This is a genomic window from Halobacteriovorax sp. DPLXC-1 (assembly GCF_036903125.1).
In the GTDB taxonomy this organism is placed as follows: domain Bacteria; phylum Bdellovibrionota; class Bacteriovoracia; order Bacteriovoracales; family Bacteriovoracaceae; genus Halobacteriovorax_A; species Halobacteriovorax_A vibrionivorans.
Genome location: NZ_JAYMCO010000001.1, coordinates 789,139 through 815,986, shown reverse-complemented (window position 1 = coordinate 815,986; position 26,848 = coordinate 789,139). Strand labels below are relative to the sequence as shown.

Annotated in this window: 30 protein-coding genes; 15 read left to right on the top strand and 15 right to left on the bottom strand. The window is 35.5% G+C overall.

Annotation, left to right across the window (positions count from 1 at the left end; all coding sequences use genetic code 11):
• Positions 1-2 precede the first annotated feature (2 nt).
• The 8 genes from VCM44_RS03955 to sppA form a co-directional block, all read right to left on the bottom strand.
• Positions 3-692 (bottom strand): TonB family protein, encoded by a 690-nt coding sequence (locus VCM44_RS03955; protein WP_334678069.1) that lies wholly within the window; start codon positions 690-692, stop codon positions 3-5.
• An 88-nt stretch (positions 693-780) separates the two neighbouring features.
• Complete coding sequence (locus VCM44_RS03950; RefSeq protein ID WP_114705491.1) at positions 781-1,194, bottom strand: biopolymer transporter ExbD; 414 nt, start codon at positions 1,192-1,194, stop codon at positions 781-783.
• A 9-nt stretch (positions 1,195-1,203) separates the two neighbouring features.
• Complete coding sequence (locus VCM44_RS03945; RefSeq protein ID WP_158536744.1) at positions 1,204-1,902, bottom strand: MotA/TolQ/ExbB proton channel family protein; 699 nt, start codon at positions 1,900-1,902, stop codon at positions 1,204-1,206.
• Positions 1,902-2,705, bottom strand: a complete 804-nt coding sequence (locus VCM44_RS03940) for a hypothetical protein (protein WP_114705493.1) — start codon at positions 2,703-2,705, stop codon at positions 1,902-1,904. Before VCM44_RS03940 ends, VCM44_RS03945 begins: the two co-directional genes overlap by 1 nt.
• A 1-nt stretch (position 2,706) precedes the next feature.
• Positions 2,707-3,582, bottom strand: a complete 876-nt coding sequence (locus VCM44_RS03935; protein ID WP_334678068.1) for a hypothetical protein — start codon at positions 3,580-3,582, stop codon at positions 2,707-2,709.
• A complete protein-coding gene (locus tag VCM44_RS03930) occupies positions 3,582-4,004 on the bottom strand; it encodes a hypothetical protein (protein ID WP_120405311.1) in 423 nt (140 codons plus the stop codon). Before VCM44_RS03930 ends, VCM44_RS03935 begins: the two co-directional genes overlap by 1 nt.
• A complete protein-coding gene (locus tag VCM44_RS03925; protein WP_114705496.1) occupies positions 3,971-5,200 on the bottom strand; it encodes a hypothetical protein in 1,230 nt (409 codons plus the stop codon). Before VCM44_RS03925 ends, VCM44_RS03930 begins: the two co-directional genes overlap by 34 nt.
• Positions 5,201-5,210: 10 nt before the next feature.
• The gene (sppA, locus tag VCM44_RS03920) at positions 5,211-6,170 is read right to left on the bottom strand and encodes a signal peptide peptidase SppA (protein WP_334678067.1); all 960 of its coding nucleotides are present in this window, start codon (positions 6,168-6,170) and stop codon (positions 5,211-5,213) included.
• A 159-nt stretch (positions 6,171-6,329) separates the two neighbouring features.
• On the opposite strand from sppA, the gene VCM44_RS03915 reads away from it, so the two are divergent.
• Complete coding sequence (locus VCM44_RS03915) at positions 6,330-6,602, top strand: hypothetical protein (RefSeq protein WP_114705498.1); 273 nt, start codon at positions 6,330-6,332, stop codon at positions 6,600-6,602.
• A gap of 10 nt (positions 6,603-6,612) precedes the next feature.
• Here VCM44_RS03915 and rlmN read toward each other — a convergent pair whose 3' ends face one another.
• Positions 6,613-7,677, bottom strand: coding sequence for a 23S rRNA (adenine(2503)-C(2))-methyltransferase RlmN (rlmN, locus tag VCM44_RS03910; RefSeq protein ID WP_114705499.1), 1,065 nt, complete (start codon positions 7,675-7,677; stop codon positions 6,613-6,615).
• Between the two features lie 145 nt (positions 7,678-7,822).
• Here rlmN and VCM44_RS03905 point away from each other — a divergent pair, with 145 nt between their 5' ends.
• Together VCM44_RS03905 and VCM44_RS03900 are read left to right on the top strand one after the other, a co-directional pair.
• On the top strand, positions 7,823-8,662 hold the full coding sequence (locus VCM44_RS03905; RefSeq protein WP_334678066.1) for an endonuclease/exonuclease/phosphatase family protein: 840 nt from the start codon (positions 7,823-7,825) through the stop codon (positions 8,660-8,662).
• 103 nt (positions 8,663-8,765) lie between these two features.
• Complete coding sequence (locus tag VCM44_RS03900; protein WP_114705501.1) at positions 8,766-9,608, top strand: endonuclease/exonuclease/phosphatase family protein; 843 nt, start codon at positions 8,766-8,768, stop codon at positions 9,606-9,608.
• On the opposite strand, the gene VCM44_RS03895 is transcribed toward VCM44_RS03900, so the two are convergent.
• Positions 9,598-9,978: a hypothetical protein gene (locus VCM44_RS03895; protein WP_334678065.1), complete on the bottom strand. Its 381-nt coding sequence runs from the start codon at positions 9,976-9,978 to the stop codon at positions 9,598-9,600. The genes VCM44_RS03900 and VCM44_RS03895 overlap by 11 nt on opposite strands.
• Positions 9,979-9,980: 2 nt before the next feature.
• Positions 9,981-11,708 (bottom strand): hypothetical protein, encoded by a 1,728-nt coding sequence (locus VCM44_RS03890; protein ID WP_114705503.1) that lies wholly within the window; start codon positions 11,706-11,708, stop codon positions 9,981-9,983.
• Between the two features lie 182 nt (positions 11,709-11,890).
• Here VCM44_RS03890 and VCM44_RS03885 point away from each other — a divergent pair, with 182 nt between their 5' ends.
• Positions 11,891-13,033, top strand: a complete 1,143-nt coding sequence (locus tag VCM44_RS03885; RefSeq protein WP_162929680.1) for an acyl-CoA dehydrogenase family protein — start codon at positions 11,891-11,893, stop codon at positions 13,031-13,033.
• Positions 13,034-13,164: 131 nt separating this feature from the next.
• Positions 13,165-14,007 carry a hypothetical protein gene (locus VCM44_RS03880; RefSeq protein ID WP_334678064.1) on the top strand — a complete coding sequence of 281 codons (843 nt, stop codon included), beginning with the start codon at positions 13,165-13,167 and terminating at the stop codon, positions 14,005-14,007.
• Here the strand turns inward: VCM44_RS03880 and VCM44_RS03875 are convergent.
• Together VCM44_RS03875 and VCM44_RS03870 are read right to left on the bottom strand one after the other, a co-directional pair.
• The gene (locus VCM44_RS03875; protein ID WP_334678063.1) at positions 14,004-14,696 is read right to left on the bottom strand and encodes a hypothetical protein; all 693 of its coding nucleotides are present in this window, start codon (positions 14,694-14,696) and stop codon (positions 14,004-14,006) included. The two genes, VCM44_RS03880 and VCM44_RS03875, sit on opposite strands and share 4 nt — an antisense overlap.
• Before the next feature lie 131 nt (positions 14,697-14,827).
• On the bottom strand, positions 14,828-15,007 hold the full coding sequence (locus tag VCM44_RS03870; protein WP_114705507.1) for a hypothetical protein: 180 nt from the start codon (positions 15,005-15,007) through the stop codon (positions 14,828-14,830).
• Positions 15,008-15,210: 203 nt separating this feature from the next.
• On the opposite strand from VCM44_RS03870, the gene VCM44_RS03865 reads away from it, so the two are divergent.
• The 8 genes from VCM44_RS03865 (at position 15,211) to VCM44_RS03830 (ending at position 23,684) form a co-directional block, all read left to right on the top strand.
• The gene (locus VCM44_RS03865; protein ID WP_233500231.1) at positions 15,211-16,368 is read left to right on the top strand and encodes an acyl-CoA dehydrogenase family protein; all 1,158 of its coding nucleotides are present in this window, start codon (positions 15,211-15,213) and stop codon (positions 16,366-16,368) included.
• Positions 16,368-17,594, top strand: coding sequence for a hypothetical protein (locus VCM44_RS03860; protein ID WP_334678062.1), 1,227 nt, complete (start codon positions 16,368-16,370; stop codon positions 17,592-17,594). Before VCM44_RS03865 ends, VCM44_RS03860 begins: the two co-directional genes overlap by 1 nt.
• Before the next feature lie 114 nt (positions 17,595-17,708).
• Positions 17,709-18,614 (top strand): GGDEF domain-containing protein, encoded by a 906-nt coding sequence (locus VCM44_RS03855; protein ID WP_114705509.1) that lies wholly within the window; start codon positions 17,709-17,711, stop codon positions 18,612-18,614.
• A 9-nt stretch (positions 18,615-18,623) separates the two neighbouring features.
• Positions 18,624-20,294 carry a DNA mismatch repair endonuclease MutL gene (gene mutL, locus VCM44_RS03850; RefSeq protein WP_334678061.1) on the top strand — a complete coding sequence of 557 codons (1,671 nt, stop codon included), beginning with the start codon at positions 18,624-18,626 and terminating at the stop codon, positions 20,292-20,294.
• Positions 20,291-21,250, top strand: a complete 960-nt coding sequence (miaA, locus tag VCM44_RS03845) for a tRNA (adenosine(37)-N6)-dimethylallyltransferase MiaA (RefSeq protein WP_114705511.1) — start codon at positions 20,291-20,293, stop codon at positions 21,248-21,250. The genes mutL and miaA overlap by 4 nt, the downstream gene beginning before the upstream one ends.
• Before the next feature lie 42 nt (positions 21,251-21,292).
• Positions 21,293-22,135, top strand: a complete 843-nt coding sequence (locus VCM44_RS03840) for a pyruvate, water dikinase regulatory protein (RefSeq protein ID WP_233500239.1) — start codon at positions 21,293-21,295, stop codon at positions 22,133-22,135.
• Between the two features lie 142 nt (positions 22,136-22,277).
• Entirely contained in the window at positions 22,278-22,826 is a 549-nt protein-coding gene (locus VCM44_RS03835; RefSeq protein WP_114705513.1) for a hypothetical protein, read from the top strand.
• A 39-nt stretch (positions 22,827-22,865) separates the two neighbouring features.
• Positions 22,866-23,684 (top strand): hypothetical protein, encoded by an 819-nt coding sequence (locus VCM44_RS03830; RefSeq protein WP_114705514.1) that lies wholly within the window; start codon positions 22,866-22,868, stop codon positions 23,682-23,684.
• Between the two features lie 58 nt (positions 23,685-23,742).
• Here the strand turns inward: VCM44_RS03830 and rpsU are convergent, their stop codons facing one another.
• Complete coding sequence (gene rpsU / locus VCM44_RS03825; protein WP_114705515.1) at positions 23,743-23,967, bottom strand: 30S ribosomal protein S21; 225 nt, start codon at positions 23,965-23,967, stop codon at positions 23,743-23,745.
• A gap of 163 nt (positions 23,968-24,130) precedes the next feature.
• Between rpsU and VCM44_RS03820 the strand changes: the two genes are divergently transcribed.
• A complete protein-coding gene (locus tag VCM44_RS03820; protein WP_334678060.1) occupies positions 24,131-25,369 on the top strand; it encodes a replication-associated recombination protein A in 1,239 nt (412 codons plus the stop codon).
• Here the strand turns inward: VCM44_RS03820 and VCM44_RS03815 are convergent.
• Entirely contained in the window at positions 25,366-25,764 is a 399-nt protein-coding gene (locus VCM44_RS03815) for a hypothetical protein (RefSeq protein WP_114705517.1), read from the bottom strand. The two genes, VCM44_RS03820 and VCM44_RS03815, sit on opposite strands and share 4 nt — an antisense overlap.
• Before the next feature lie 247 nt (positions 25,765-26,011).
• On the opposite strand from VCM44_RS03815, the gene VCM44_RS03810 reads away from it, so the two are divergent.
• Complete coding sequence (locus tag VCM44_RS03810) at positions 26,012-26,839, top strand: endonuclease I family protein (RefSeq protein ID WP_162929683.1); 828 nt, start codon at positions 26,012-26,014, stop codon at positions 26,837-26,839.
• Positions 26,840-26,848 lie beyond the last annotated feature (9 nt).

The following is a 26,848-nucleotide window of genomic DNA, read 5'->3' as shown; positions in this document are numbered from 1 at the left end:
TCCTATATAGGGAAGGCCAGAACAATTTCTCCAGCAACTAACCTATTGGTGATTTCCTTATCTGGTCTAGGGAACTTCTTAACGGAACGAATTGAGCTAATTGCTTTATTATCGTATTCTTTATTACCGCTAGACTTTATAATTTTATAATCTAATAACTTTCCTTGGGCATTAATAAAAATTTGCACATGACAAGATAGCTCTAAATTTGCAAGATAAGCTGGAAGCTTCCAATATCTTCTAACCTCTTCCATTACACTTAAAACATACTCATCAAATGCACCTTGAGCCTGGACACTACTTGTTCCAGTATATGAGCTACCTTCACTTAATTTATTACCAGCAGCGATAACACCGCTATAATCAGTATTATCTTCGACTTCTTCTATTTTTTTAACTTTCTTTCTAGGCTTATTGTCTTCTTTAACATCTCTTGTGGCATATTTAGAAAGCATATCGGCCAATGACTTTGTTTTCTTTTCTTTCTTTAAAATTGCCTTATCACTTCCACCTGTGTCTTTCGTTTCAACCTTAGGTTTTGCCACTTTATTCTTTGGTGGTGGGCTTAGTTTCTTTAATTCCTGATAAGTCATCTTAGGCATGGCCACAACATCAACCTTAATGGCCTTTCCAATGACTCTCATTTTATTAAGGTTTGCTTTCTCTGGATCAAAAGGAGTTCCTAATTTCATGATCGAAAATAGATACAAAGCCGCCACTAAGAGAACGTGTCCCCCTAATGATATTGAAATGTATTTATTAAAATTATTTTCGATAATTCTATTCCTCTAATTCTGTTACCAATGCAATATTGTTAATATTATTTGATTTCAGATATGACATGAGTTTTGCAACTTTTCCATATTCTAACTGATAATCAGCTCTTAAAAATAAAGTCTGAGACTTTGTTTCCTGAAGCTTCAAATTTAAAACCTTTATAAGTTCGGCCATTAAGATCTTATCTTTACCAACATAGAACTCTTCAGAGTTCGTAAAACTTAAAACAACTTGAGACGAACTTAAGTTCATGACATTCACTTCCTTAGTTTTTGGAAGAGTTAGTTCAATACCATTAAGCATAAGAGGTGCCGTTATCATAAAGATAACAAGGAGAACCAGCATAACATCCACGAGGGGTGTTACGTTGATTTCTGACATTGGCCCATCGCCATTTCCACCTGTATTCATTCCCATGAAATACTCCTAAGACTTTGAAGAAATATAGCGTTCTACTTCATTAATAAATTGATTACTAAAAATATGAAGTTGTTCTCTAAGTTTATTTCTTCTTTGACCAAATTTATTAAAGTACCAAGTTGCAGGAATCGCTGCGACTAAACCAACTGCTGTAGCAACTAGGGCCTCAGCAATACCAGGTGCAACAGTCTCTAGTGTCGCTCCACCACTAGCAAGCCCTGAAAAGGAATCAATAATCCCCCAAACGGTACCAAATAAGCCAACAAATGGAGTAATTGATCCAATTGAAGCTAATGTTGTTAGATTTGAACTCATCGTCTGATCGACTTCAACAACTTCATTGCTAAGAGTACGCTCCATTGATTGGTTTGCTATCGAAGCATAGTGTTCTTTAATAGCAGCATAATTTTCACCCAGAGCAATTTCTGTTTTCTTTAGTTCACGATAACCAGAAAGAAAAACTCTCTTTAGAGGACTTTCTTCAATGGTCTGTGCATCGTGATATGCTTCTTCTAATGAAGTTACTCCACTAAAAAAGTTTTTAAAGTCATTATTGGCCCTTTCCGCTTTTTTGAATGCAGATAGCTTTTGAAAGATAATTGTCCAAGACAGCACTGAGGCTGCAACAAGTAATAGTAAGTCGATTTTTACGACAATACTAGAATCAAGTAAGATTTGAAAAATATCTAAGTTGTGACCTTGCACTATACTTCTCCTTGCTTACGTAAAAAATATGAGTAAGCGATTGTTACAATTAATAAACTTATGGCCGGCATTAGCAGGCTCGTTAAGCGTGAGAAAAACATCGAGTAATATGTCCCCCACAATGGATCATGACCTAAGAATGCAAAAAGCGGAACAAAGACTATTGATACAAAGATCATTCCCTTTAAGACTGAATAGTTAAATAAATACAGATGAATATAGGCCATATAAAATAATAAGAGGTGACCAATTTCTAAACTTGTATTTCTTGGAAAAAGAACAAATAAAGAAAGATAAACAAAAGATCCTTCAACAAATATATGAAATAACCTTCCAACTCCCCTTTTCTTCTTTAGAAATAATTTTGAATTTAAAAAATCAAAGAAGAAAAAGGCAAAAATTAAGATATTGTGGATAATTAACTGAAAAACAGAAAATTGAACATTCTCTAAATGACTTGGACGAATAAAGAATAAGAACACCAAAATTGAAGCAAACGATACTAAGTAAGTAGGTGTCGTAATATTATTATACCAATCAAAAGAGAGCTGACTTCGAATATCCTTAATTCTTATATCTGAAAATAGATATGCTGATGCAAAAAATCCGAGAATTCTGGCCATCACGAGTAGTTGCCATGAAAAGTCATATAGCCAATTTTCTACAATTATCAATTTATGGCCAAGACGAAAGTGAAAGAACGAAGCTATAGAAACTAATATAAAGTAAATTACCCAATACATAAAAATTGAGATTGCATACTTTGAGGTATAAATAGCTTTTTCTTTGGCGAATAACTTCATATTAATTAGTCGTTGGGTCTATCCATTTTAGCTGTAATTCAGGTGATGGATAAATCTTTGAATAATGCTTATAAAGTAAGTTCCCCTTTGTTAAAGAGTCGATCTTCTCTAATAGACTATAGTAATTCTTCCAATATTTAGGATTATTTTTCAAAATAACATCCATTTTCTTCGTTACTGTAAACTGATCTTTAAAAGAAAAGCCAGAGTTAAAAGCAATATCAGAATACTTAGCTAGAACCTTTTCAAATGCTTCCTTTGGGAATTCTTTCTTATAAAAGTTACTATTCATTAACTTCAATAATGTCGCATCATCGAATTTACTAATAAATTGTTCATTTTCTAATCTTAATAAGTCCTCAAACATTAACAGAGATATTTGAAGTTTTGATAAGTCCATAGCACGGATAAATGGAACACTTACAACAAAGAGATAGTCTTTTCTTGAAAGTGGAAAACCAAAATGCGTGATATTAGCAGAGTTCACATACAGAACTTTAAACTTTAGGCCAAAGTAGCCAACTTCTTTTAGGAAGTTTTCAAAGTACTCAGTAACTCCAAATTCAGGTTTATGAAAATCCCACTTTAGTAGGTTTACATTTTTGACAAGCCAATACTGAGTCATAATTTCCCAGAAGTGTCTTCCTCCTGGTGTATTATAGAAAGCCTTCTTCTTATCTTCGATCGAGTCTTTCTTTTCCTGAGCTTTAATCTTTTTCTTCTTGGCAACTTTTTCAAGGCCATCTTTTTTTAATACTTTTTGAATTTTATTAAAATTAACAAATTCATTTTCGACAGGTAGTTCACTTTGATCTGACTGAGCAAATGGAGATGAAAAAGATGTAAGAATAAATCCTAAAATTAATAACCTTCTCATTATCGACTCTCCCCTCTTCTTAATAGATCCTGGAGACGTCCCCAATAGTGAATTTCAGTTACACCGATTTCAATATTATCAAAGAAGCGGCGATATAAATCCTGCCAGCATTCTTGTGGTTTTGTTTTCGATAAAACATCCACACTCATAAAGCCTTGGTAATTAGAATATTCAACATTGTAGAAATTCGACAGCGGAGCACTTTTTACATAAAAAGGTTGTCCACACTCAAAAGTTGAAAGAACCCTTGAGAACTTCGATGGATTTTGATGTAGCTGAGAGTATACAGTATTCACGTAATAAATCGTCTTCTTAACATTAGAAGATTTATCACTCTTTGCTTGCCCAAAAGCTTGGGTTGCAAATAATAGAATTAGAATAGTTTTCTTTATACTTTCCATCTGAATTGTATCGTTTCCCATTCATGACATTGTGGACAACGCCAAAAAATATCATCTGAATTATAACCACATTCTCGACAATAGTGCTTTGTAACTGTTTGGCGCATATTATCGAGCAGTCCTTTCATTTGTGTAACAGCTTCTTCTTTTTTACCGAGCTCAATTAAGATCTTAATATATTCAGACTTAAGAGCATCAGAAGTAGTATTCTCACCTTTTTCCCAAGCACTTAATAATTCATAAGCTTTATGGAGTTGGTGTTGTTGTTTAAAAAGTCTAATCTTAGTTAAAATGATCGATTCATTTGAAAGAAGATCAGCATCATTTAATTCTAAGAAATATTCAACGACTAAATTAAGTCTCTTAAAATACTTTTCCTTCTCATCTTCACTTCCCTTAAATCCTTCCTCTAAAGACTCAAAAGCAAATGAAGCATACATTGGTTGCTCTTTTAAAAGCTCTAATAAGTTAAGCTTAGCCTCATCAACATTACCTTCATGAAGAAGAATTCTAAGCTTTAATATTTTTGCCGATACAGAAGGAGCAAAACGAAAGCCATCTTCTAAGTCTTCAGCCGCTTTTGAAAGCTGTCCATTCTCAAATTGTTTCTTGGCCTTTTGAACAAGAATATGAGAAATCGTTTCTGATTGATTTTCGTGTCCTACTTTCGATAGCATAATGCGATAATTATATGCCTGATCCCAGTCACCAATATCTTCATAAATTCGACAAAGAGATTGAATAACATCAAATTCATCGCGATTGATTTTTAAAACATCTTTATATGTTTCAATGGCCTTATCAACGAAGCCACCTTTATCAAAATCAATTGCTAACTCTTTGAGAGCTCTTATTCGATCAGACTCTGAGATATTATCCCTTGCGATAAGAGAGCGGTGAATACTAATGGCCTTTTCAATTTCACCATTGCTTCGAAATAATCCACCAAGCGCGAAATATGTATCGATTGTTTCACGGTTAATATCAACAGCACTAAGGAATTCTTTAATAGCAAGATCACGATTACCTGAGATTAGATATTGTGTAGCATTTAAGAATACTTTTGACTGAGCTTCGAAAATAGAATTTCGATATCTTTTTGAAAGTTTTACACCTGTATCCTTCTCACTAAAGTAGTGATAAATCAGGATAAGAGTAAAAACAAAGGCCACAACAGCTAATATATGATCTTGTAGCCAATTTAAGTAGATATGCATTATACCTCAACTATTTGTACATGATATTCGTCGAATTGCTCATTTTCACATATTCAACAAAGCTAGAAACAGCACCCTTCACATCCTCTAGATCTTGAATAAGAGAGAAGAAGTTGCTTTTCTTTTTAATTTTAATTTCACTTAGGTTTAAGTCACCTTCAAGCTCAAGCGTTTTATGCAGACCACGTGCACATGGCCAAAGTCCAACAAGATCATCTACTAGACCAAGCTTTTTAGCTTGTGCTCCAGAAAAAACCTGACCTTGAGCAACTTCATTAATTGGTGAAGTTAAGCGCTCTTTTCTTTGCGCTGATACGTCATCTATAAATTGCTTATGAACGTCTCTAGTCATTCTCTCCATAAGATCTCTTTCTTCAGGAGTCATTGAACGATTAGGTTGACCAATGTCTTTGTATCTTCCGGCCTTAATTGTTTGTGGATTAACCATAGCAAACTTATAAAGTTCAGATAGGTCAACAAATTGCATGATTACACCGATTGAGCCCGTAAGAGTTCCCGGTGAAGAGCAAATCTTCTCTGTAGCTGCGCCAATATAATAACCACCGCTTGCAGCAATTGATGAGAAAGAAGCATAAATAGGCTTAGGCTTTTTTGTTATTTCTTTATACTGACCAACTCCTCGAATACGAAGAATTTCTTGATAAATTTCTTGAGTTGGAGCAACAGCTCCACCAGGTGAATTTACTCTTAAGATAATACCTTTTACTGCTTCATCAGCTTCTGCCTTATGGAGGAGTTCAATGACTTTCTTAGACTCCATAATGACACCCTCAACTTCAATGAGAGCAATCTTATCTTTTGATTTCGTTGATGATGATGCAATGTAGTCGTTGCTACCCTTAAAAATATTTACCGTATATACTGAAAATAAAATAAGCACGACAAAGAAAACCGCCACTAAGGCCATAAGGCCCACAACTGCACGATCTTTTGATTTATTATTCGACAAAGCATCCTCCCTGAGCTTATAAAACCATACCTCTATCTTCCCAGAAATATTGGATTTCGTAAACTTTTTAACATGTTACAAACTTGCCTATTAAAGTAAATCTACTGCATTCCGAAAAGTATATTGGATATTAACCTAATGGGAATATGTGAGGATTTTATGAAATCAGTAAACTTTAAACTTTTGGTATTTACTACCTTAGTAATACAGTCGGGTTTATGTTCTGCTGAGAAATATGAAGCACCTGCATTTTTTCACTCAGAATCAAAGAAGCCCATCTCATTTAAGCAGAAAGTAGTTAACAAAAAAGCTACAGTAAAATGGCAAGATGGTTATACTGTTGATCAAGATGAGCAAGCGGAAAAGTCAAAACGTCTTCCATCATCAAAGAATTCAAAAGTTAAATACTGGGATTACGAGAATAAGAAATAATCGTCTTTAATTAGTCCCAAAGATTCGCATCTTTTTCAAGCTCACTCTTTAGCTGTCCACATGCTGCAAGGATATCACTTCCCTTTGTCGTTCTAATAGTCGTCGTTATTCCACCATCTTCTAGCTGGTTTTTAAACCAATTGATTCGACTTACACTTGGACGCTTGAAGTTTGATTCTGGATATTCATTAAATGGGATTAAGTTTATTTTTGAAACCTTTTTTGGAAGTAGATTCAAGAGAGCTGTCACATCCTCAGCTCGATCATTATACTGATCAATTAATAAGTATTCATATGTGATATAACGGTGTGCTTTTAGCGGAATTTCCTTAATGGCACCAAGAAGACGATCTAAATCAAATGCCTTATTAATTGGCATTAATTCAGTACGAATATCATTATGGGCAGCATGTAGAGAAATAGCGATATTCACAGGCGGAAAATCATCTAATTTCTTAATCTGAGGAACAAGTCCGGAAGTTGAAATCGTAACTCTTCTTTGAGAAAGACCTAATGCCTTTTCATTAACCATTAGCTCAGTTGCTACTTTTACATTTTCAAAGTTATGAAGAGGCTCACCCTGTCCCATAAAGACGACATTTGATAGACGCTCTTCTGGCCCAACCTTATCACGTAGAAACTTTGTTACGGCCAGGAATTGACCAATGATCTCACCTGCTTCCAAGTGTCTCATTAGGCCCATTGTCCCTGTGTGACAAAAGGTACAACCAATAGCACAACCAACTTGAGAGGAAACACATAGAGTCTTGCGGTTTGAACGAGCAGGAATCATAACAGTTTCAACTGTCTTATCATCTCGCATGGCCACAAGAAATTTTCTCGTTCCATCCTTTGATAGGCCATTCCATACAATTCTAGGAAGGTTAAAATCAAAGTTTTCAAGCAGAAGATCTTTTAGATTTTTGGAAATATTTGTCCAATTTTCAGGGTTAAACTCATATTTTTCATAAACCCATTTAAGAATCTGAGTGGCCACAAAAGCCTTTTGACCATTGCTTTCAAGAAATGATTTTAATGACTTAGGTGAAAGTGAATAGAAAAGTGGCCTTTCCATTAAATACTCCAAAAAATGCTAAGTGCTATATATATGGTCAGTCCATAATATTTACAAGCTTGTCTGTAGTTTTTTTGCGATTTCAGCTAGATTTATAGTTAGATTTAGAAGAAATACAATAAAAAACAGTGAAAAAGGATTCGATTTGAAAAAGTTAAGCATTTTCATGATTTTAACAACATTCATTAATATCAATGTTCATGCAGGAAATAACCTAGCAAATCTCATCTTTAAGGTTCCAGCTAAGTCTCAAATATTAGAATCAAATAGTTCTATTAAGTGCCAAGACTGCACAATTCCAGAGCGCTTTACTGTATCTGTTTGGAATATGTACAAAGGTAGTGAACCAAGTTGGCCAAGAGAATATCAATCAATGGATGCGCAGAGTGATCTTATATTAGGTCAAGAATTTCTTCTTTCTGGGGATATGAAAACAGAACTTGAAAACCCAGTTAATTCAGAAGTAGTTTTGGCCACATCTTTTATCAATACTAAAAAAGAAGCAACAGGTGTCTTCACATCTTCAAAAGTTAGTTCAATTTCAAAAAAAGCATACCGAAGTCAGTCACGTGAGCCTCTAGCAAATACACCAAAGATGGGACTTGTAACAAGCTACCCTCTTTCAAATGGCGAAGTCCTTACTGTCGTAAATATTCATGCTTTAAACTTTGTTGGAATAATTCCTTTCTATAATCAAGTCTCTGAATTAATTGATGAGGTGAAAGATCTAGAAGGTCCAATTATTTTTGCAGGCGACTTTAATACTAATACTCCATCTAAAACGATTTCAATGAATCTACTTTTTAAAGCTCAAGGCTTTAAGAAAACTGAATTCTCTGGAAAAGATGATCGCCTTACTTTTCTAAGGCAAAAACTCGATCATTTCTGGTATAGAGGACTCCAACTACTAGAGGCCCGCGTCTTAAATGAAAATGAAGGATCGGATCATAAACCAATGCAGGCTACCTTTGAAGTCAGTTATTGACACTATATCTAAGAAAAAGAAAATTTCACCTCTCTATTTTTGCTTAAATACTAAAACTTAGAGATAATCTTAGAAATTAATATTTCAAACAAAAGGATTTGTTATGAAAATGCTTATGATAAGCATGCTAATTTCTATGGTATCACTACCTGCTTTTGCATCAGTAAATAATAAACACTCTTTCATTCACAAGATTCCAGCTAAGAATAAGATTATAGACTTTCACCAAGGACTCTCTTGTCGTGATTGCTATTTTCCAAATGAGTTCAAATTAACTGTATGGAATATGTATAAAGGAAAGAATGAAAGCTGGGCCAATGACTTTGATGATCTCATGTATGAAAGTGATATCTTGCTAGGACAAGAGTTTAAGCTTAAGGGTGAAATGAAAGATAGACTTATAAACCCTTTTGAACAAGAGGTGATTTTAGCAACTTCATTTATTAGCTGGCGTAAGTATAAAACAGGTGTAACAAATATTTCTAAATACCCTACAGTACAAATAACACCCCTAAGAAGTAAGGTGAAAGAACCTTTTATTCGCACACCAAAGCTCTCTTTAGCAAGCAGTTATCGTCTTGAAGATGGTAGAGATATTACTTTTATCAATATTCATGCAATCAATTTTGTAAGAAAGAGAAAGCTTGAAAAGCAACTTAAACAAGTTATTGAATATATCAAAACAACTTCCGGACCAGTTGTATTTGCAGGAGACTTTAATACAAATTCTAAAAAGAAAATTAAGATGATGAGAAAGCTATTATCAGAACAAGGTTTTACTGAAGCTAGCTTTACTGGCCAAGATAAAAGAATGAAATGGCTTGGTAATAAATTAGACTATATTTGGTATCGTGACCTAGAGCTTATTGAAGCCAATGTCCTTGGACATATTCAGGGTGCAGATCACAAGCCTCTGCAAGCAAGCTTTAGAATTCCTATCGAATAATATTCGATAGGAATCCTCTTTTTACTCGATCAGGGTTTTCTAAAATATTTCCGTGTTCAATAAACTTATCAATTAAATCTCCAATCTTATTTGAAGCTTCTAGAGAATTATTAAATGCCTCTGGAGATATAAGGCAAACCTTATCTTGTTTGAATTGTTCGCTTAAATCGTAACTAAACTTCGTCAGCTCTTCTTCATCAAAGAAACCACTGATATACCCATCTGATGTAACTTCAATTCTTTGATCTAAGTCGAGATCATGAAAGTTGATCGATGCTTTAAGAGTAAATAATGCACGAATCAAAAAGAGATTAACCTTTTCACTATACACGTAACTTACATAGAGAATTTTATCTTCACGTGATGCCATAATTACTCCGATATAATCCCAAAGTCTAAAGAGATTGTCCCCTTAGGCATAAAACTTAATTCAATCTCATGAGGAGTATTCGTGATTTCAACATGATTTTGATCGATCATTTTTTGAAACACATATTCCGAAGGATACTTTAAGCTTAATTTCTGTTTATAACTAGAAGGATTAAAGAAACTAACTCTTTTAACCTTGTCATACTTTAAGTCTGAAGAGGCCACTCCTCTTTCCTGCCACTTGTATCTGATTTCACCACTATGAGAAATCTGGCAAGAGCTATGGCCAATACTTGTTGTCACTTTCTTCCAGAAATTATCGAGTTCATCATCTGAGCTTTCTGAAAAGTCATCACTATTAAATATTAATAATCTTCCCTCACCCATTGTGATGGTATTTATCTCTGTTAGATAACGAATTTTTTCAACACTTAATTCATTTTCAAGATAGAAGGATTCAAGTCTTCTTTTTAGGGCCACATCGAGCTTTGCAATATCAATAATAACCTTTCCACCACTCATAAAGAGCTTAAGCACCTTCCCCAATCTCTCAGTCGATATCTCACTTCCATTAAAGTAGAAGAATTGAAATGAACTTTCGACATAGTCTTCCCAATCAAAATTTTCAATATTAGAAAATCGGTAATCCCAACTAAAGTGCTTCTTACAGAAGTCTAAAAAACCAGATGTTGCAATTTGATCCTTACTTCTTTGATCCTTTACATTGTGAAAGATATTGACGGCGCTTGAGGCCTTAAAAATAAAATCATTATCCGCAATTATCGTTTTTTCATTAAAAAACTCATCTAGGCGAGATGAATTAATAACCTGCTTTTTCAAGTCAGAATAAATACCAACTTTATTGCGGTTAGGAAGTAAAATAGAAGAAGGCATAATGCCATTATCGAGACTCTTTAGTGCATCATCGATAATTTTAGTATCACTAATCTGATCTAGCATACGAGCTTCAATTGAATTCATCTCCCCTTCTAAGAAAGAGAAGTTCTTCACTCCCTGCCAATTTTCTTTTAGTGAGTTCTTAGAAATATCTTCATAGATACTTGAGATCGTATCATTGTATTCAATAATAAAATCCTGCTCTTGATCAGCCGTAATCTTGTCTAGTTTTAACTCAGCTTTTTTCATTTCAATAAATTTGGAAAAACCACTATTAAAAGCAACTGATCGATCATAGAGATAAGAACGAAAATAGCCATGAGTATAATGGCCACAATTAGCACCCCAAAGAGGAGCTTTTATTTCGTTCTTTTCAAAGTATTCAGAAAGCTGAGAACAAAATCTTGAAAAGCCTTTATAGACACGAGGGTCATAAAAGCTATAGAACTTATGTATTGTTCCTTCACTATCTGCACTTGCTCGATTAATTCCATACTCATCACAGCTTGCCGTACGGGCCAAGAGATATGGAATACCACCATTTGGTAAATAAGGAACAGGAGTAATCGGAAGTAAAAAGATAATCTCTTTTTCTAGCTCACGACAGATATCATAGAGTCTTTTGAAGTCCGTTTCGGGCTTTTGATCCGCAAAGTCGATCTTATCCCCAGTGTCCGTATGGAAACTCCAATTAATTGGTACGATTATCTTATCAGTTAATGACGTTTTCTCGATTTTGGACTTCCACAGGGAAGCGGAAGTTTTCCAATAGAAGAACCAATTCTCCCCTGGAAATACCGTGTCCTCATCCTTGACTACAGGTGTTGTAAGCATCTATCTACTCCTTAAAAAAATTGTAGGGCATGTGAATCGCTTTGACAATTTCAAGTACTTACAAATTTCACCTACTTAATCAATATATTGTATTGTCAAAAAACATTTACCCTGCCGTTTGCCATTGGATGTAAGACACGGTAAGTTATTTCGACTAAAATATGACAGAGGGGAACAGATTTATGTGGTATTTCACAGAGGAAGAGAAACAAATCCAAAAAATGTGTCGCGACTTTGCTAGACAGGAGCTTGCTCCAGTTGCAGAAAAGCATGATACAGAAGAAAGCTTCAATATGGATGCTTTCAAGAAGATGGGTGAAATCGGAGTCCTTGGTATTACTGCTGATCCTGAATACGGTGGTGCAGGAATGGGTGCACTATCAGCAACGATTGTTATGGAAGAATTTGGAAAGGCCTGTGCTTCATCTACTCTTTCATATCTAGCTCATTCAATTCTTTGTGTTAACAACATCGAAAACAATGCTTCTAAAGAACAAAAAGAAAAATATCTGCCAAAACTAATCACTGGTGAGCACATCGGTTGTATGGGAATGTCTGAACCAGAATACGGATCAGATGCAGTTGGTATCCAAACAAAAGCTGAAAAGAAAGACGACCACTATCTTCTTAACGGTACTAAGATGTGGATCACAAATGCTCAATACGCAGATATCGCTTACGTTTACACAAGAACAGGAAAAGAGAGAAAGAACCTTTCGACTTTCATCCTAGAAAAAGATAAAGGTCACTTTGACTTTGGTAGCCCTATCCACAAAATGGGAATGCGTGCATCACCTACTGGAGAGCTAATCTTTGACAACGCTAAAGTTGGACTTGAACAACTAGTTGGTAACGAAGGTGATTCAATTTATCACATGATGAAAAATCTTGAGATTGAAAGAATCACAATTGCAGGTATCTCACTTGGTATCGCACAAGCTTGTGTTGATCAGTGTATTAAATATGCTAACGAAAGATCACAATTTGGAAAAAATATTGGTGAATATCAAATGATCCAAAAAATGATCGCAGAGATGGCAACAGAAACTGAAATGATGAGAAACTTCCTCTACAACGTAGCTTACCGTTACGATCAAGGAGAGAAAGGTCCAGTAGTTGCAGCTCAGGTTAAACTTGCGATTCCAAAGATGGCAACTAAGATTGCTCTTGATGCTATCCAACTTCACGGTGGATACGGTTACTCAAGAGAGTTCCCAGTTGAGCGTATGATGAGAGATAATAAGCTTAATGAGATTGGTGCTGGGACAAATGAGGTGATGATCATGATCATCGCTAAAAATCTTCTTAAGGCCGCTCAAGCGTAATTCAGAATTCAATTTTCATATAATAGGCCAAGTAGTTTCAGCTACTTGGCCATCTATTTCGATAAATATTACAACTCCATTGCGACGCGCAAAAACGTTAGGTACTATCCCTCAATTCGATGGGAGGGATAATGAACAACAAAATCAAAAAATTAATACTTCTTGCTGCTGTTTCAACACAGGCACTTGCACTTGTAAAAGTTGATGGAAAAGTCGATGTCTATAATTGTAATGAGTTAAAGCGTGGCCAAGAAATGAGAGTAAACTTCTCACCAAGCTTCAGTCGTACACGAGTTGAGATGAAGTACACGCTTAAGCGTGCAAACGTTGCAGGCGAACACTACCTCGCTTATATCAATTTAAATATAAAATCTGATAATTCCAAATTACGCACTCGTTTACTTAGACATATTAAAAGCTGCTATGAAACCAAAGGATCAAACCTTGTTGATGGTGCAGGAAGAAAACTAAGTTTAAGACTATGGGATAAGAGCACTAGAGTTGATAAACCACCAAAGGTAAATATCGGTCTTCAAGGTAGAGGTGCTCGTTCAAATTCGAGAAATTACGCTGTTGATTTATCTTGTGGAACTGTTGTTCATGAAGCACTTCACTTAATGGGCCTAGTAGATGAATACGAAGAGAAGTGGAATGCTTGGAATCCAAATATTCTTGCACGTGTAACATCGAAACCAATTGTGAGTACAAGTACAGGTGCACCTGTTGCAATGAATTGTCGTGTTTTAGGAGCTAAGCACTCCGTTATGAGAAACCACGGGTATTTGAATTATAGAAAAGACGTTATATTCACAAAGCATATGGACACAATTATTTATGCAAATTGTAAGCCTAAAAATAAAGATGTTTATTCATGTATGAAGAATGCTTATCGAACAACAGAGGACCATGGTGGATTCTATGGCTGTCGAGAGATGGATAGTTCATGCTTTGATGAAAATTGGCAAGGTTATTAAAACTCCATACTACTATCGTGCCACTCTCCTACCTCTAGATCACCATGACTTGATTTAGCAGGAACAGCTTTAAGGCTCTTATTTACTTTTTTAAATGACTTATAATTTACCACATGAGTACTTGCTGAAGCAGGTGCTCTTGTTTTGATCTTATCAACTTCGGCCATCATCTGACGTCCCATCTTTTTAATCGTTCTAGTACTATCTAAATTGTGAGCATCAAGTCTTTGCTGGTAATCCTTTTCTATTTGAGCAAGCTTAGTCTTATATTGAAGCTCGGTCATTTTTAGCTTTTTAAGTTCCGATAATTCGTTTGATACTTTAGTAAGATCACTCTTACTCTTAGCGACGATCGCCTTTAAAGACTCAATATGGCTTTTCTTACTATCAAGTGTCTGACTAGCAATGGCCTGAATTTTCTTATCGGCCATATATTTCATCTTTTCCATTTTAAGCTTATCAAGCTCTTGAGACATACTTGAGATGATTTGATTTTTCTTTTTAAGTTTTACACTACTTTGATACTTACCATAACCTAATAGTAGAACACCCACTAAAAGAGCTATATTTGACGTCGAAAAAATAGATGCACTAGTCTTCTTCGACTTTGTTCTAGATTTGCGAAGCTTCTTCGTTGTCGTTGAATACTTCTTAATACTGTCTGGTCTAAATTCTTTTAAAGTTTCCATGTACCTATTTTAAGTAAGATCTGGAAATTAACTAAGGATATTCAGGGTGAAAAAGTAAAATTAGATACTTAGAGTAGTTTTTGGGAGTAGATCCTAGGCCAAAAAAGTTGGCGGCCTAGGACAATATTGGCCTAACGACCAAGAAACTGGTTAGCAAATTGCTTTGCCATAGGATTAATAAGTAAATGCATGATTGTGATAACTGCAAAAGACGTGACAATTATCATGTAAGGAAACGAATTCGTTAATTCAAATTCTTCGGCGCTTGTGGCTTTAGCTCCATGGCCTAAATTAACATCATGTTGTCTCATAGTATTCTCCTTGCTAGCGCGTGGAAGGGAGTTTCACCCTTTTCTATATTGTAACGTAGTTTTCCACTAAATAAAACCTAGTGAAATGGTTATTATGATAACCTACTGTAATCACGTACTAAAAAAACAGACTTAGATCATTAAATTCATAAAATTTAACCATTTAAGATTTATTTGGTAGTGTATGTGGATTTTAAAATTAAATGAACAATTCTAAAGGTTTAGCTATGAATGATATGCAAAAAGAAATCGTTGAAGGCCTAAAGCGCTTTCGCCTAGAAAAAATAGAACCTCTAATGGAGCACGATGACTTTGAAGGTAAATTCCGTATGGAAATCTTCAACGAACTTGGAGAACTTGGCTTTACAGGAATGACAGCTTCAGAAGAATACGGTGGATTAGATTTACCATGTCAGGATTATAGTTACGCACTTGAAGAGATTGCAAAATCATCAGTTGCCTATGCTGTAACAATCTCAGTTTCATCAATGGTACAAACGATTATCAATACTTTTGGAAACAAAGAACAAAAAGAAAAATACCTACCTCCTCTAACGAGTGGTCAGGCCATTGGTGCCTTTGCCCTATCAGAGTCAGGAGCAGGCTCAGATGCAGCAAGTTTGAAAACTACAGCTAAGAAAGTTGAAGGTGGATATATCCTTAACGGTTCAAAGCTTTGGATCACTTCAGGTGGAATTGCTAAAACTTATGTTGTCATGGCAAGAACTGGTGGAGAAGGAGCAAAAGGCGTTTCTGCATTCATCGTTGAAGATGGAACAGAAGGTTTTACTTACGGTAAGAAAGAAAAAAAGATGGGTTGGAATATCTCTCCGACTCGTGAACTACTTTTCGAAAATTGTTTTATCCCTGAAGAAAACCTGCTTCAAAAAGAAGGTGAAGGTTTTAAAGTTGCCATGAGTGGGCTTGATAAAGGTCGTGTTGCGATTGGCTCAATCTCAGTTGGTTGTGCTGGGCGTGCTCTCGATGAAGCAATTAAATATTCATTAGAAAGACAGCAATTTAAACAGGCTATTTTTGACTTCCAGGGACTACAATTCATGATGGCCGATATGGCCTGTGACGTAGAAGCTGCAAGACTACTAGTTCAAGCAGCAGCTAAATCAATTGATGATGGAAAGTCTAATCAAAAACTTGCTTCAATGGCAAAAATGCGCGCAAGTGATACGGCCATGAAAGTAACAACTGATGCCGTCCAGATCCTTGGTGGTGTTGGTTATACGAAAGAATATCCAGTTGAGCGTTTCATGAGAGATGCTAAGGTTCTTCAGATCGTTGAAGGGACTAATCAGATTCAAAAAGTTGTTATTTCAAGACAACTTAAAAAGGAATATGGGCAATAATGCAAATCGTATTTAATTCATATATCCAAGAATCTGATAAGACAGATTTAATCCAAAAGGAAGTTGATAACTTTCTTGCATCGGAACGTTTCGATTTTGTTAAAACGCTATCTGATAAAAAATATCAAAATCAATGTCATACTATCTTTGAGCGCTTTAAAGATCGCTCACACTTTGTTCAAATTGGTATTGGTGGAAGTTCACTTGGGCCAGAAATGTTAATCTCGGCACTATCAAAGAATACAGAGCGCACATTTCATTTCATAAATAATATCGACCCAGATAAAACTGCTCAGCAAATCAATCAGATTAATTTTAAAGATGCCCTTTTCTATGTTGTATCAAAGTCTGGTGGAACTGCTGAAACACTCGCATCATTTGCCATTATGGTTAATGAGCTGAAAAGTCATGGTGTAAAAGAAAGTGAGCTTGCTAATTACTTTGTCTTTGCCAGTGACCCATCAACATCTCAATTAAGAGAGCTTGGTGATGACCTTGGAATTACAACTTTAGATATCCCAACAAATGTTGGTGGCCGCTTCAGTGTTCTTACTCCTGTAGGATTACTACCTGCTCTATTTGCCGAAATTGATATCGAAGAATTATGTCGTAGTGCTTTTTCATTTGGAAGTGAATTATCAAATCTTGATAGCTTCAAAAAAGCGGTATCCATGATTTTAAATCATCATGAAAATGGTTATGACCAAACTGTCTTTATGCCTTATTCAAGCCGCTTAAGAGACCTTTCGTTTTGGTTTATTCAGCTGTGGGCAGAGAGTCTTGGGAAAAAAGACAAAGATGGAAAAAGAGTTGGACTAACACCAATTCCAAGCTACGGTGCAACAGACCAACACTCACAGATGCAATTATTCATGGAAGGCCCACTTAATAAAGTGATGCTTCTAATAAATATCAAAGAAAGTGAGCAAGATTTAAAATTAGAAAATCAATTTGATCACCCAAAACTTCAAAAGCTCAGTGGATTCACTTTGAAGAATTTAATGGATTCAGAGTTTTTTGGAACAAAGAAAGCACTTGAAGAACAAAACGTTCCACATATTGTTTTTAATATAAATAAACTTAATGAAGAAAACTTGGCCAAACTAGTTATATTTTTTGAATTTTTAACGGCCGTCACAGGTTTTTGCCTAAAGATTGACCCTTTTAATCAACCGGGAGTTGAAGCTGGGAAAATATATAGTTTTGAATGGCTTGATAACCTATGAGAATTACTCGGTTTATCCACATAGAAATGTTTTCCAATCTTGATTAAAATTGGGCCAGTGGTTAAAATTTACGGGTATATAACGAACTTCATAAAGTATTGAAAGGACAATTTAATGAGTGATGACGCTACTCTAGTTTTAACTGATATTAAAGCAGCCTTAGCTTCGGCAAATAAAGAAGCTGAAGATAAGCCAGCGGCCCTTCTTGTAGTAGGAGGAGAACTCAACGGAACTCTTTTTGATCTTACAGAACAAGAACTTACTGTTGGCCGTAGTGCAAAGTGTGAAATCCCACTAGAGTTCAATGGTATCTCTAGAGAGCACTTTAAGCTTAACGCTACTGAAGAAGGTTATAATGTAGAAGACCTTGGTTCACGTAATGGAACTTTTTTAAATAATAGTAAAATCGAAGCTCCTACTGAACTTCAAAAAGGTGACATTATTAAAATGGGTGCTATTGCACTTAAGTATCTCCCAAAAGGAGATCCAGAGAGGCTTACTTACGACAAGCTTCAACTAGAAGCTAATACAGATGGATTAACTTCTTGTTATAATAAGTCATACTTTAATAAGAAACTTGATTTAGAAGTAAAGAAATCAAAAGTAACGGGAACTCCCCTGTCTTTAATTGTTTTCGATCTAGACCATTTCAAAAAACTTAATGATAACTACGGACACGATGCTGGTGATTATGTTTTAAAAGAGCTAGCTGAAGTTATTCGTACAAATGGAATTAGAGAAACAGATATTTTTGCTCGTTATGGTGGTGAAGAATTTGTTGTTTTACTTCCAAAAACTAATATTAAACAATCATACGAAATTGCTGAGCGCCTAAGAAAGGCAGTTGAAACTCACGATTTTATTTACGACGATAATAAGTTGCCTGTAACTGCATCTATTGGCGTTTCCGACTACAGACAAGGAGTTAGTAGCGGAACAGATCTTTTTAAAAGAGCCGATGCTGCTGTCTACAAATCCAAGGAGGGAGGAAGAAACCAGGTTAATTTCTATCGCGACTAGTTCGTACTAATGGAAATAATAGAAAATACTAAAAATAGAATTAACCTTCTTCCTGAACACTTAATTGATCAAATCAAGGCCGGTGAGGTTGTCGAGCGCCCGGCCAATGTTCTAAAAGAATTACTAGAAAACTCAATCGATGCAAATTCGAGTAAGGTTCGAGTTACCATTTTAAATAATGGCCTTGATCTTATTGCTATTGAAGATAATGGTGATGGTATGTTCTTTGATGAACTACCCTACGCTTTTTGTCGTCACGCAACTTCTAAAATTAATAACTTTGAAGATATATATCGCCTAAATACCTTTGGCTTCCGTGGCGAGGCACTTGCTTCAATTTCATCTGTTGCAAGAATCTCATGTCACTCCGCTCCTCACGCGAATCCTGAACAGGGAGCTAAATTTGTCATTCATGGCGCGCAAACTGTCGAGCATTCAAAATATGCAAGTCACAAATGTGGAACTTCTACATATGTAAAAGATTTATTCTTCAACACTCCTGTAAGATTGAAGTTTGTAAAATCAGGTCAGAGTGAAAAGAATGCACTTAAACGTGTAATCAATTCATTTCTTATCAACTACCCTCACGTTGAATTTGCGATTACATGGGAAGATAATGACCCTGAAATATATAGAGCGCAAGATGATATAAAAACTCGAATAGGCGAGATTTTTAAAAAGAAAAGTCGAAAACATCGCCCTGAGATATTTGATACTGATGGAGAATATCTTGGATCTCACTGTAAAATGTATATCTCTAAAGACTCGTCTAAAGGATATAGCGGGAAACAACAGTATCTCTTCGTCAATAATCGACTCTTCACAGATAAGAAGCTTCATCAAATTATCATTCGAAATATGGAAAAGATTTGGCAACCAGGTCAAACTGGTGACTATATCATGCAATTACATGTTCCAGAAAATGAGATCGATGTAAATGTACACCCAAATAAAACGATTATTAAATTCTTAAAAGCAAACGAGATTTTTTCTTTAACCAGCGCTACTGCAAAGAAGTTAATCTCAGAAAATGAAGATAAAGTAGAACTCAATACACTTGCTATTGATGAAGAAGAAACAAATTTAAACTCACTTTCAAATAGTTTATTTAATACAGGATTTTCTGGGCATATCGAATCAAACTCTAATCAATCGAGTTTAGATCTCTCTCGCTTTCAACAAGAAATCGATGGCCATGGTCAAAGCTCTTTATTTGACTCTGGTGTTCAGCACGAATTAACAATTTGTGCTCTTGGAGATAATTTATTTCTCTTAAGTCACATTGATCGCGGAGCATACTTTCTGGATGCACAGAATTTAATAGAGAAACTAATGGAAGTAGTGGATCTCGATAAGATGACTCCTCTTCTTATTTCTGAGCCAATTTCATATGATCAAAAAGAGATGGAAAACCTTCCGCAATACTTTAAATTCGGCTTTGAAGTTGACCGTCTAGATGAACATACATGTGTTCTTCGCTCCGTCTCTCACCTCTTTGAGGACCTCCCTTATGCAAAGATGTGTGAAAATTTATTAAACGGTGAAGAGATTATAAATGATGTCTTCATTCAAGGAAGTGATATTAGAAAGCTTTTATCCATCATTCCTTTCTACGATCTTGTGGAATTAAAACTCGCTAAAACCATTAGTGCTAAAAAACTGAAGAAGTTACTCAAATGACAAATAAATTAATTCTCATATTAGGTCCAACAGCTTCTGGAAAAACCGGATTAAGTATCGATCTCGCCAAGAAAATAGGTACTGAAAAATGCCATGTTATTAATTTTGACAGCGTCCTCTTCTACAATGAACTAAATATCGGTAGCGCCAAGCCAGACGAAAAAGAAATGGATGGTGTCACTCATCATCTGGTAAGCATCTCTCCTATCACACAGGAACTCAATGCTTCTGATTTTGTCGAACTTGCAAAGAATAAAATTAATGAACTCCATAAGAAAGGAATCGTTCCAATTTTAGTTGGAGGGAGTGCATTTTATCTACGAAGCCTTATTAGAGGAATGTATGACTCACCCACAACTGATGAGTCAATCCAAGAAGAAGCAAAGAAGCTCTATGAAGAAAGTGGAATGGAGGCGATCGTTAACTACCTTTTAAAGAACGATCCTGAGTCTCTTGAAAACCTCCATGAGAATGACCACTATCGTAGAATTAGAGCTTATGAATATCATCGCATGACTGGTAAGAAGATTTCTGATCAAAAGAAAAGTGCTGATGAAGCAGGCGCATATGACTTCTCAAAGAATATTCATGGTTGGGATACCTTGAATATTTGTCTCGATCTTCCCAAGGAGGAGCATTGGGAAATTATTCTAAAACGTACCAAAGATATGCTTAACCAAGGCCTTATTGATGAAGTCTTTCAAATTATGAAAGACCCTGCCCATCACAAAGAACTAAAAGCATTAAAAACGATTGGATATAAAGAAACAATTCAATTTCTTGATGGTGAAATTAAGGATCATCTGGAATTATGCGAGAAAATTTATTTTGCAACGAGACGCTTAGCAAAGTCTCAAAAAACTTTCTTAAAGAAAGTTTCACCACTTAATCGATTTCATCCTATTAGTGAGCGAAATGATGCCATTAAACTTGCCTGTAACTTCATAAATGAATAAAGTAAGACAATAAAGAAATTAAAGAGGTCAATTTTGAAGAAGATGAAAATTATTATTATTTCTGATGGAACGGGATCAACTGCAAAGGCCATTAGCCGTGCGGCAATGACACAATTCCCAGAAAGTGAAGTCTTCTACACTGGTTTTAAAAATGTTCGAACAAAAGAACAAATCAAATCAATCTTTGATGAAGCAGCGATTCACCATGATCTCGTCATCTATACAATTGTCTCAGCTGAATTAAGAGAATATACAAAAGATATTTCAATGAAAAAGCATGTTAGATCCCTGGACCTTATGGGACCTGTCTTAACAACTTTTTCAAACTACTTTCACCAAGAGCCAAAAAGTGAACCAGGTCTACTTCATGCGGTAAACTCTGAATACTTTGATCGAGTTGCGGCCATGGAGTTTACTCTAAATCATGACGATGGAAGAAATGTTGAAACTCTTCATCTGGCAGATGTAATCTTAGTTGGTATTTCTCGTACTTCGAAAACACCACTTTCAGTGTACCTCTCTCAACATGGTATTAAAGTTGTAAATATCCCAATCATTAATGGACAAGAACTTCCTAAAGAACTTTATGAAATCGATCAAAGAAAAATCTTTGCTCTAACAATTGATCCTGAAGCTCTTTATTCAATTCGTAAAAATCGCTTAAATAAACTTGGGGCAACAGAGCACACTGGTGACTATGCCGATACAAATAAAGTTATCGAAGAGATCGAATGGGCCAATCAAATCTTTAATAAGAATAAACGCTGGCCGGTTTTTGATGTTACTGACCGCGCTCTCGAAGAGACGGCCACTGATATTATGAAGTTGTTACAAATGCGAAAAAATAACATATTTAAACAACTTATGAGTGAGTCAGACGAATAAGTCACTAGAATTACGAAACTCTCAATAAGAATTAATCTAGCTTTTCTTATTATTTTACTAAATTAAATAACCCTTTAAGCCGAAAAAGAGTATACACAGATATATAGGCTGTGAATGTTACGTATTTAACAAAGGGTTCATCGTGTCTTTAAAGCGTTTATTTTCTGGTAAGATCAAGGTCAAGGGAGCTGGGGCAGATGTTCTCTATAAATTTGAAACAAAAGAGCCCACTCTTGATGAGATAATGATGACAAATTTTAGGGACCTGCAATTTAGCGAAGAAGAAAAAAGGGTCCTAACCGCAAAAAATCGTCGTGACATCTACCGCTTTCAACATCTCAATCAAAAAGAAATCTCTAAATACGCAACCAACCTTTTAACACTCATTAAAAAATCAAAGAAAGATAGAGTTCAAGTAGAAACAGATCATGCAGGTACACTTATTTGTCTTGCACTAATCTACTCGGGAAAGATTCCGTCACATATTGATGTCCATTTTAAGTTGAAATCTGCTCCGCTGAGTTTATTTCCAAAGCAATTAGCTAAGAATAGATTTCCAGGACATAATGTTTCAATTTCAATATGTAATTCAGAAAGTTGGTTAACAGACTTTCGTTCTCTACAGAAAGTTCCTGATCATATTGAACTTAGTCATATTTCACCACAAGAAGACCTCGATCTCGTTGGCTAAACATTGACAATTGGCGACATTCCTTCAATCATTTAATTAGTGAGAAAACTAATCTTTCTTCTATTTATTTGTGCCAGTACATTGGCCAATTATCCTTATCTAGACTTTGATACGTCTAGCTTAAAGTTAAACTCATATACCTATCGACGCTATATTAGGCCTCAACTTCGTTCCATGAAGAAAGACTTTTACTATGTCGTCAAAAGAATCACCTATACATCTCAAGACTTTATCAACTTAAGAGAAAATAGCCTTAATTTAAACCTTGCCTTTGATGAAGCCTATGAAAAATGTCGTAGGAATCAAAAGCTTTGTTATGAAGACCTTAAAGATGTCATGGGAAGAATCCAGGCAATTGAGCGAAATGTAAAAAGTCTTAGAGATGACTTTATAAAACTACCAAAAAAGCAATACGATAAAGTTGATGGCTACATAGCACTACTTTCAAATCTTGATCAAATCGACAGTTATAATTTACAGATACAGTCTTATGTTCAACTACTACATCTAACAGATAAGACTAACTTTGCTATCTATGCACCACGTATTGATAAGTATCGAAGCTATGTAAAACAAATTTATAATCTTGCTAACGACTCATTTCTTTATATTTTACCTACGGAACTAAAACCATCTTTCGAGCAATTTATTGATAACTTCCTCTCTCCTGTTGAGGTTTATATGATTCCTCAAATGAATAAAGATTGGTTCTTTGATCGCTTAGGTGATTTAAATATGCAGTGGAATGTTTTTCACATGGATCTTGAAAAAGGTCAGACTGGTTTTCCAAAAGAATACGTTAGAAACGTAAAAATCATGCATCGTCGTTGGAATAGTATTTTGAAATTAATGTTTTAACTTTATAAAAAAAGGCTCCTTACGGAGCCTCTCTTTATATAAGAAATTTAAATCTTAATTAGATTTTAGAACCTCTACCGTACTTCGTCTGAGTTTTCTTTCTTCTCTTCTCAGCAGCTTGTAGCTTCTCTTTATTTCTAATAGAAGGTTTCTTATACTCTTGTCTCTTTCTGTATTCTCTAATAACACCGAAAGCTTCGCAGTATCTCTTGAATTTCTTAAGAGCTCTTTCCGCACTTAATCTTTCATCGATCTCGATTTTGATTGAGTAATCTTTAGACATAACATTCACCTCCTTCTATTTTTTTTTCTCACTACCTTTAACGACAGCTTTAATGAGATTTCTTCGTGGCTTAACGCCGCAAATTTTGTCTAGCTTAAATTGGTATGTTAAATTACACGACGGCCCCACATTGTGTCAATGGCCAGTATAAAATAGGTAATTTATGCAACAAGGTTTATTTAACGCACCAGATTCTAAATCAACTCCCCTCGCTCATCAGGTAAGGCCTGAAAGCAGGCAAGACTACGAAGGATTTGACGCACTTGCTAAGCGTTTTCCTTTCTTACGTGGCGAAAATATACCTTCATTAATAATATGGGGACCTCCAGGTAGTGGGAAAACGACTTTGGCAAAGGTTTTAGGCCATGAAATCAATGCTAACTTCTATGAATTCAGTGCCGTTCTCTCTGGAGTAGCAGACCTTAAGAAACTCATTCAAAAGGCCCAAGAGGAGTCTCAGGACTACCAAAGAAAATCGATTATCTTTATCGATGAAATTCATCGTTTCAATAAGGCCCAGCAAGATGCTCTACTTCCACACGTTGAACAAGGAAGTTTCATCTTAATTGGTGCAACAACTGAAAATCCCCGACGAAGTGTAAATCGTGCACTCCTGTCTCGAATGAAAATCATTGAGCTAAAATCTTTTTCCACAGAAAAGATTCGCTCTCTTATTACGAAAACAGTTGAAAAGCTAGAGCGTAAACTTTCAAAAGAACACCTTGATCTTATTTGCGATTACGCTAATGGCGATGCACGTATAGCTCTAGGGAGCTTAGAGGTTATCTATTCTCTTGATGAGGATGTGGATTTTGAAACAGTAAAAAATATCATCAAAGAAAATTCTCGAAACTTTGATGCCGGTGGAGACCGTCACTATGATGTTATCTCGGCCTTTATAAAGAGTATGAGAGGAAGCGATCCTAACTCGGCCATTTTATGGCTTGCTGTTATGCTTGATGGTGGAGAAGATCCTGTCTTTATTGCAAGAAGACTCGTCATTTTTGCCAGTGAAGATGTCGGAAACGCCGATCTAAATGCACTAACAATGGCGACAAATGCTCTTCATGTTGTTCAAAATATCGGTATGCCTGAAGCACGTATTACACTGGCCCAAGCAACAACTTATTTAGCAAGCACAGTAAAGAGCAATGCTGCCTACATGGCCATAAACGAGGCCCTCGCTTACGTAGAAGACTCTCAAACAATTGAAGTTCCAGAGCACTTAAAGAACTTTCCAGATAAATACCATAAAGTGAAATATCAATATCCACATAGCTTTGAAGGATCATTTGTCAGACAACAATACTCTCCAGAAGGTACGCCCAAGTTTTATCACCCAAAAGAAATTGGTGTGGAAAATAATATTAAGAAGCGTTTATCTGAGCTGTGGGGAGATTAATCCCAACGCGAATAAATAATGAAAGCGTCAGTTTGTAGATCTTTTGTAATAAAGAAGAAACCAATATTTGATTCAATATAGCAGCTCATTGAATAGTCTTGACCAGGAACTAGTTCTAGGCATCGACTCTTTGCCCTTCCTGATGGCGTCTTTGAGAAGTTAATCGCATTCCTACTATTACAACCATAAAGCTCTAGAGTTGCGCGAATAAGGGCAATTGATTCCTCAAGAGGCTTATCTTCAAGATCAATATCAACTTCATCCATATTTACTTTGAAGGCACGACTATCCACATTTAGGTCATATGTTAATTTCTTAATACAATTTAAAGATGCTTTTGTGTAAGCAGTAGCATTAAAAGATATTAGTAAACACGCTAGTAAAATGTATTTCATAATAAGTTCGCCCTAATAAACTATATTCTTTGTTAGAGGGTCTTATACAAAAGAGCTCCTCAGAAATCTACATTTTTCGTATATATTTAAAAAAATGACATCTTAGCAACGCGTCTAACCACTGTTATTAGGTAGATATAGATATTTTATTAGAGATACTTAATTTTAGTATTAGCCATTTTAATAGTTTTGTCCTATAAATGCTCCACACACACAAAACATCATAGGGAAAACCGAGGGGTAAATGATGAAATTCACTATCGCACTAGCAACACTACTTTTCGCACTTACGACTAACGCAACAGAATTAAACAACTACTATCCAAAAGAAACTGAACTTCACCTATCAATGAAATCAAATAATAGTGAAGCTCTAAAAGAGCATCTTTTTGATGTACTAAATTCAATGCACCAAGAAACAAATGGTCGTGACCTATTAGGATGTGACTCAAATAAAAGAGGAAAGTGCTATAGACAAAGAAGCCTTGGTTATAAAGGTGCTAGAAAAGTTCTTTTCGGAAAGCTACACCTACAAGAAGATAACAATGGATATTTCATTGAAGATGTTTACTGCCAAAAGAAACTTAGAAGACGTCAAACACGTTCAATGGGACCAGGACAAATCCCTAATTCAAATGTTTTAAACTGTGAGCACACTTGGCCACAATCAAAATTCTCAAGAAGATTTTCAAAAGGTCTTCAAAAATCAGACCTTCACCACCTATACCCAACAGATTCAAGAGCGAACTCAGTAAGAGGAAATTATGAATTTGATAATGTTGATGGTTTCCCTGTAGATTATGAGAACTGTACAGCTTCTCAAACTCAAGGGAATGGTGCTTTCGAGCCACCTGCAAAACACAAAGGAAATGTTGCAAGAGCACTTTTCTACTTCTCTGTAAGATACGATATCCAAATCTCAAGTCACCAAGAACAAGTACTTAGAGAGTGGGATAAGCAAGATCCAATCGATGCTGAAGAACTAAAAAGAAATGAAACAATCTTTAGAGTTCAAAACAACAGAAACCCATTCATCGATATTCCAAACCTTGCTGACAGAATCAGTGATTTCTAGAAATCAACA

Excerpts from the sequence above, each read along its gene's own strand:
- VCM44_RS03955 (WP_334678069.1), bottom strand. The coding sequence starts at position 692 with ATGAAATTAGGAACTCCTTTTGATCCAGAGAAAGCAAACCTTAATAAA.
- VCM44_RS03950 (WP_114705491.1), bottom strand. The coding sequence starts at position 1,194 with ATGGGAATGAATACAGGTGGAAATGGCGATGGGCCAATGTCAGAAATC.
- VCM44_RS03940 (WP_114705493.1), bottom strand. The coding sequence starts at position 2,705 with ATGAAGTTATTCGCCAAAGAAAAAGCTATTTATACCTCAAAGTATGCA.
- VCM44_RS03935 (WP_334678068.1), bottom strand. The coding sequence starts at position 3,582 with ATGAGAAGGTTATTAATTTTAGGATTTATTCTTACATCTTTTTCATCT.
- VCM44_RS03930 (WP_120405311.1), bottom strand. The coding sequence starts at position 4,004 with ATGGGAAACGATACAATTCAGATGGAAAGTATAAAGAAAACTATTCTA.
- VCM44_RS03925 (WP_114705496.1), bottom strand. The coding sequence starts at position 5,200 with ATGCATATCTACTTAAATTGGCTACAAGATCATATATTAGCTGTTGTG.
- VCM44_RS03915 (WP_114705498.1), top strand. The coding sequence starts at position 6,330 with ATGAAATCAGTAAACTTTAAACTTTTGGTATTTACTACCTTAGTAATA.
- rlmN (WP_114705499.1), bottom strand. The coding sequence starts at position 7,677 with ATGGAAAGGCCACTTTTCTATTCACTTTCACCTAAGTCATTAAAATCA.
- VCM44_RS03900 (WP_114705501.1), top strand. The coding sequence starts at position 8,766 with ATGAAAATGCTTATGATAAGCATGCTAATTTCTATGGTATCACTACCT.
- VCM44_RS03895 (WP_334678065.1), bottom strand. The coding sequence starts at position 9,978 with ATGGCATCACGTGAAGATAAAATTCTCTATGTAAGTTACGTGTATAGT.
- VCM44_RS03890 (WP_114705503.1), bottom strand. The coding sequence starts at position 11,708 with ATGCTTACAACACCTGTAGTCAAGGATGAGGACACGGTATTTCCAGGG.
- VCM44_RS03885 (WP_162929680.1), top strand. The coding sequence starts at position 11,891 with ATGTGGTATTTCACAGAGGAAGAGAAACAAATCCAAAAAATGTGTCGC.
- VCM44_RS03880 (WP_334678064.1), top strand. The coding sequence starts at position 13,165 with ATGAACAACAAAATCAAAAAATTAATACTTCTTGCTGCTGTTTCAACA.
- VCM44_RS03875 (WP_334678063.1), bottom strand. The coding sequence starts at position 14,696 with ATGGAAACTTTAAAAGAATTTAGACCAGACAGTATTAAGAAGTATTCA.
- VCM44_RS03870 (WP_114705507.1), bottom strand. The coding sequence starts at position 15,007 with ATGAGACAACATGATGTTAATTTAGGCCATGGAGCTAAAGCCACAAGC.
- VCM44_RS03865 (WP_233500231.1), top strand. The coding sequence starts at position 15,211 with ATGAACAATTCTAAAGGTTTAGCTATGAATGATATGCAAAAAGAAATC.
- VCM44_RS03860 (WP_334678062.1), top strand. The coding sequence starts at position 16,368 with ATGCAAATCGTATTTAATTCATATATCCAAGAATCTGATAAGACAGAT.
- VCM44_RS03855 (WP_114705509.1), top strand. The coding sequence starts at position 17,709 with ATGAGTGATGACGCTACTCTAGTTTTAACTGATATTAAAGCAGCCTTA.
- mutL (WP_334678061.1), top strand. The coding sequence starts at position 18,624 with ATGGAAATAATAGAAAATACTAAAAATAGAATTAACCTTCTTCCTGAA.
- miaA (WP_114705511.1), top strand. The coding sequence starts at position 20,291 with ATGACAAATAAATTAATTCTCATATTAGGTCCAACAGCTTCTGGAAAA.
- VCM44_RS03840 (WP_233500239.1), top strand. The coding sequence starts at position 21,293 with ATGAAAATTATTATTATTTCTGATGGAACGGGATCAACTGCAAAGGCC.
- rpsU (WP_114705515.1), bottom strand. The coding sequence starts at position 23,967 with ATGTCTAAAGATTACTCAATCAAAATCGAGATCGATGAAAGATTAAGT.
- VCM44_RS03820 (WP_334678060.1), top strand. The coding sequence starts at position 24,131 with ATGCAACAAGGTTTATTTAACGCACCAGATTCTAAATCAACTCCCCTC.
- VCM44_RS03815 (WP_114705517.1), bottom strand. The coding sequence starts at position 25,764 with ATGAAATACATTTTACTAGCGTGTTTACTAATATCTTTTAATGCTACT.
- VCM44_RS03810 (WP_162929683.1), top strand. The coding sequence starts at position 26,012 with ATGAAATTCACTATCGCACTAGCAACACTACTTTTCGCACTTACGACT.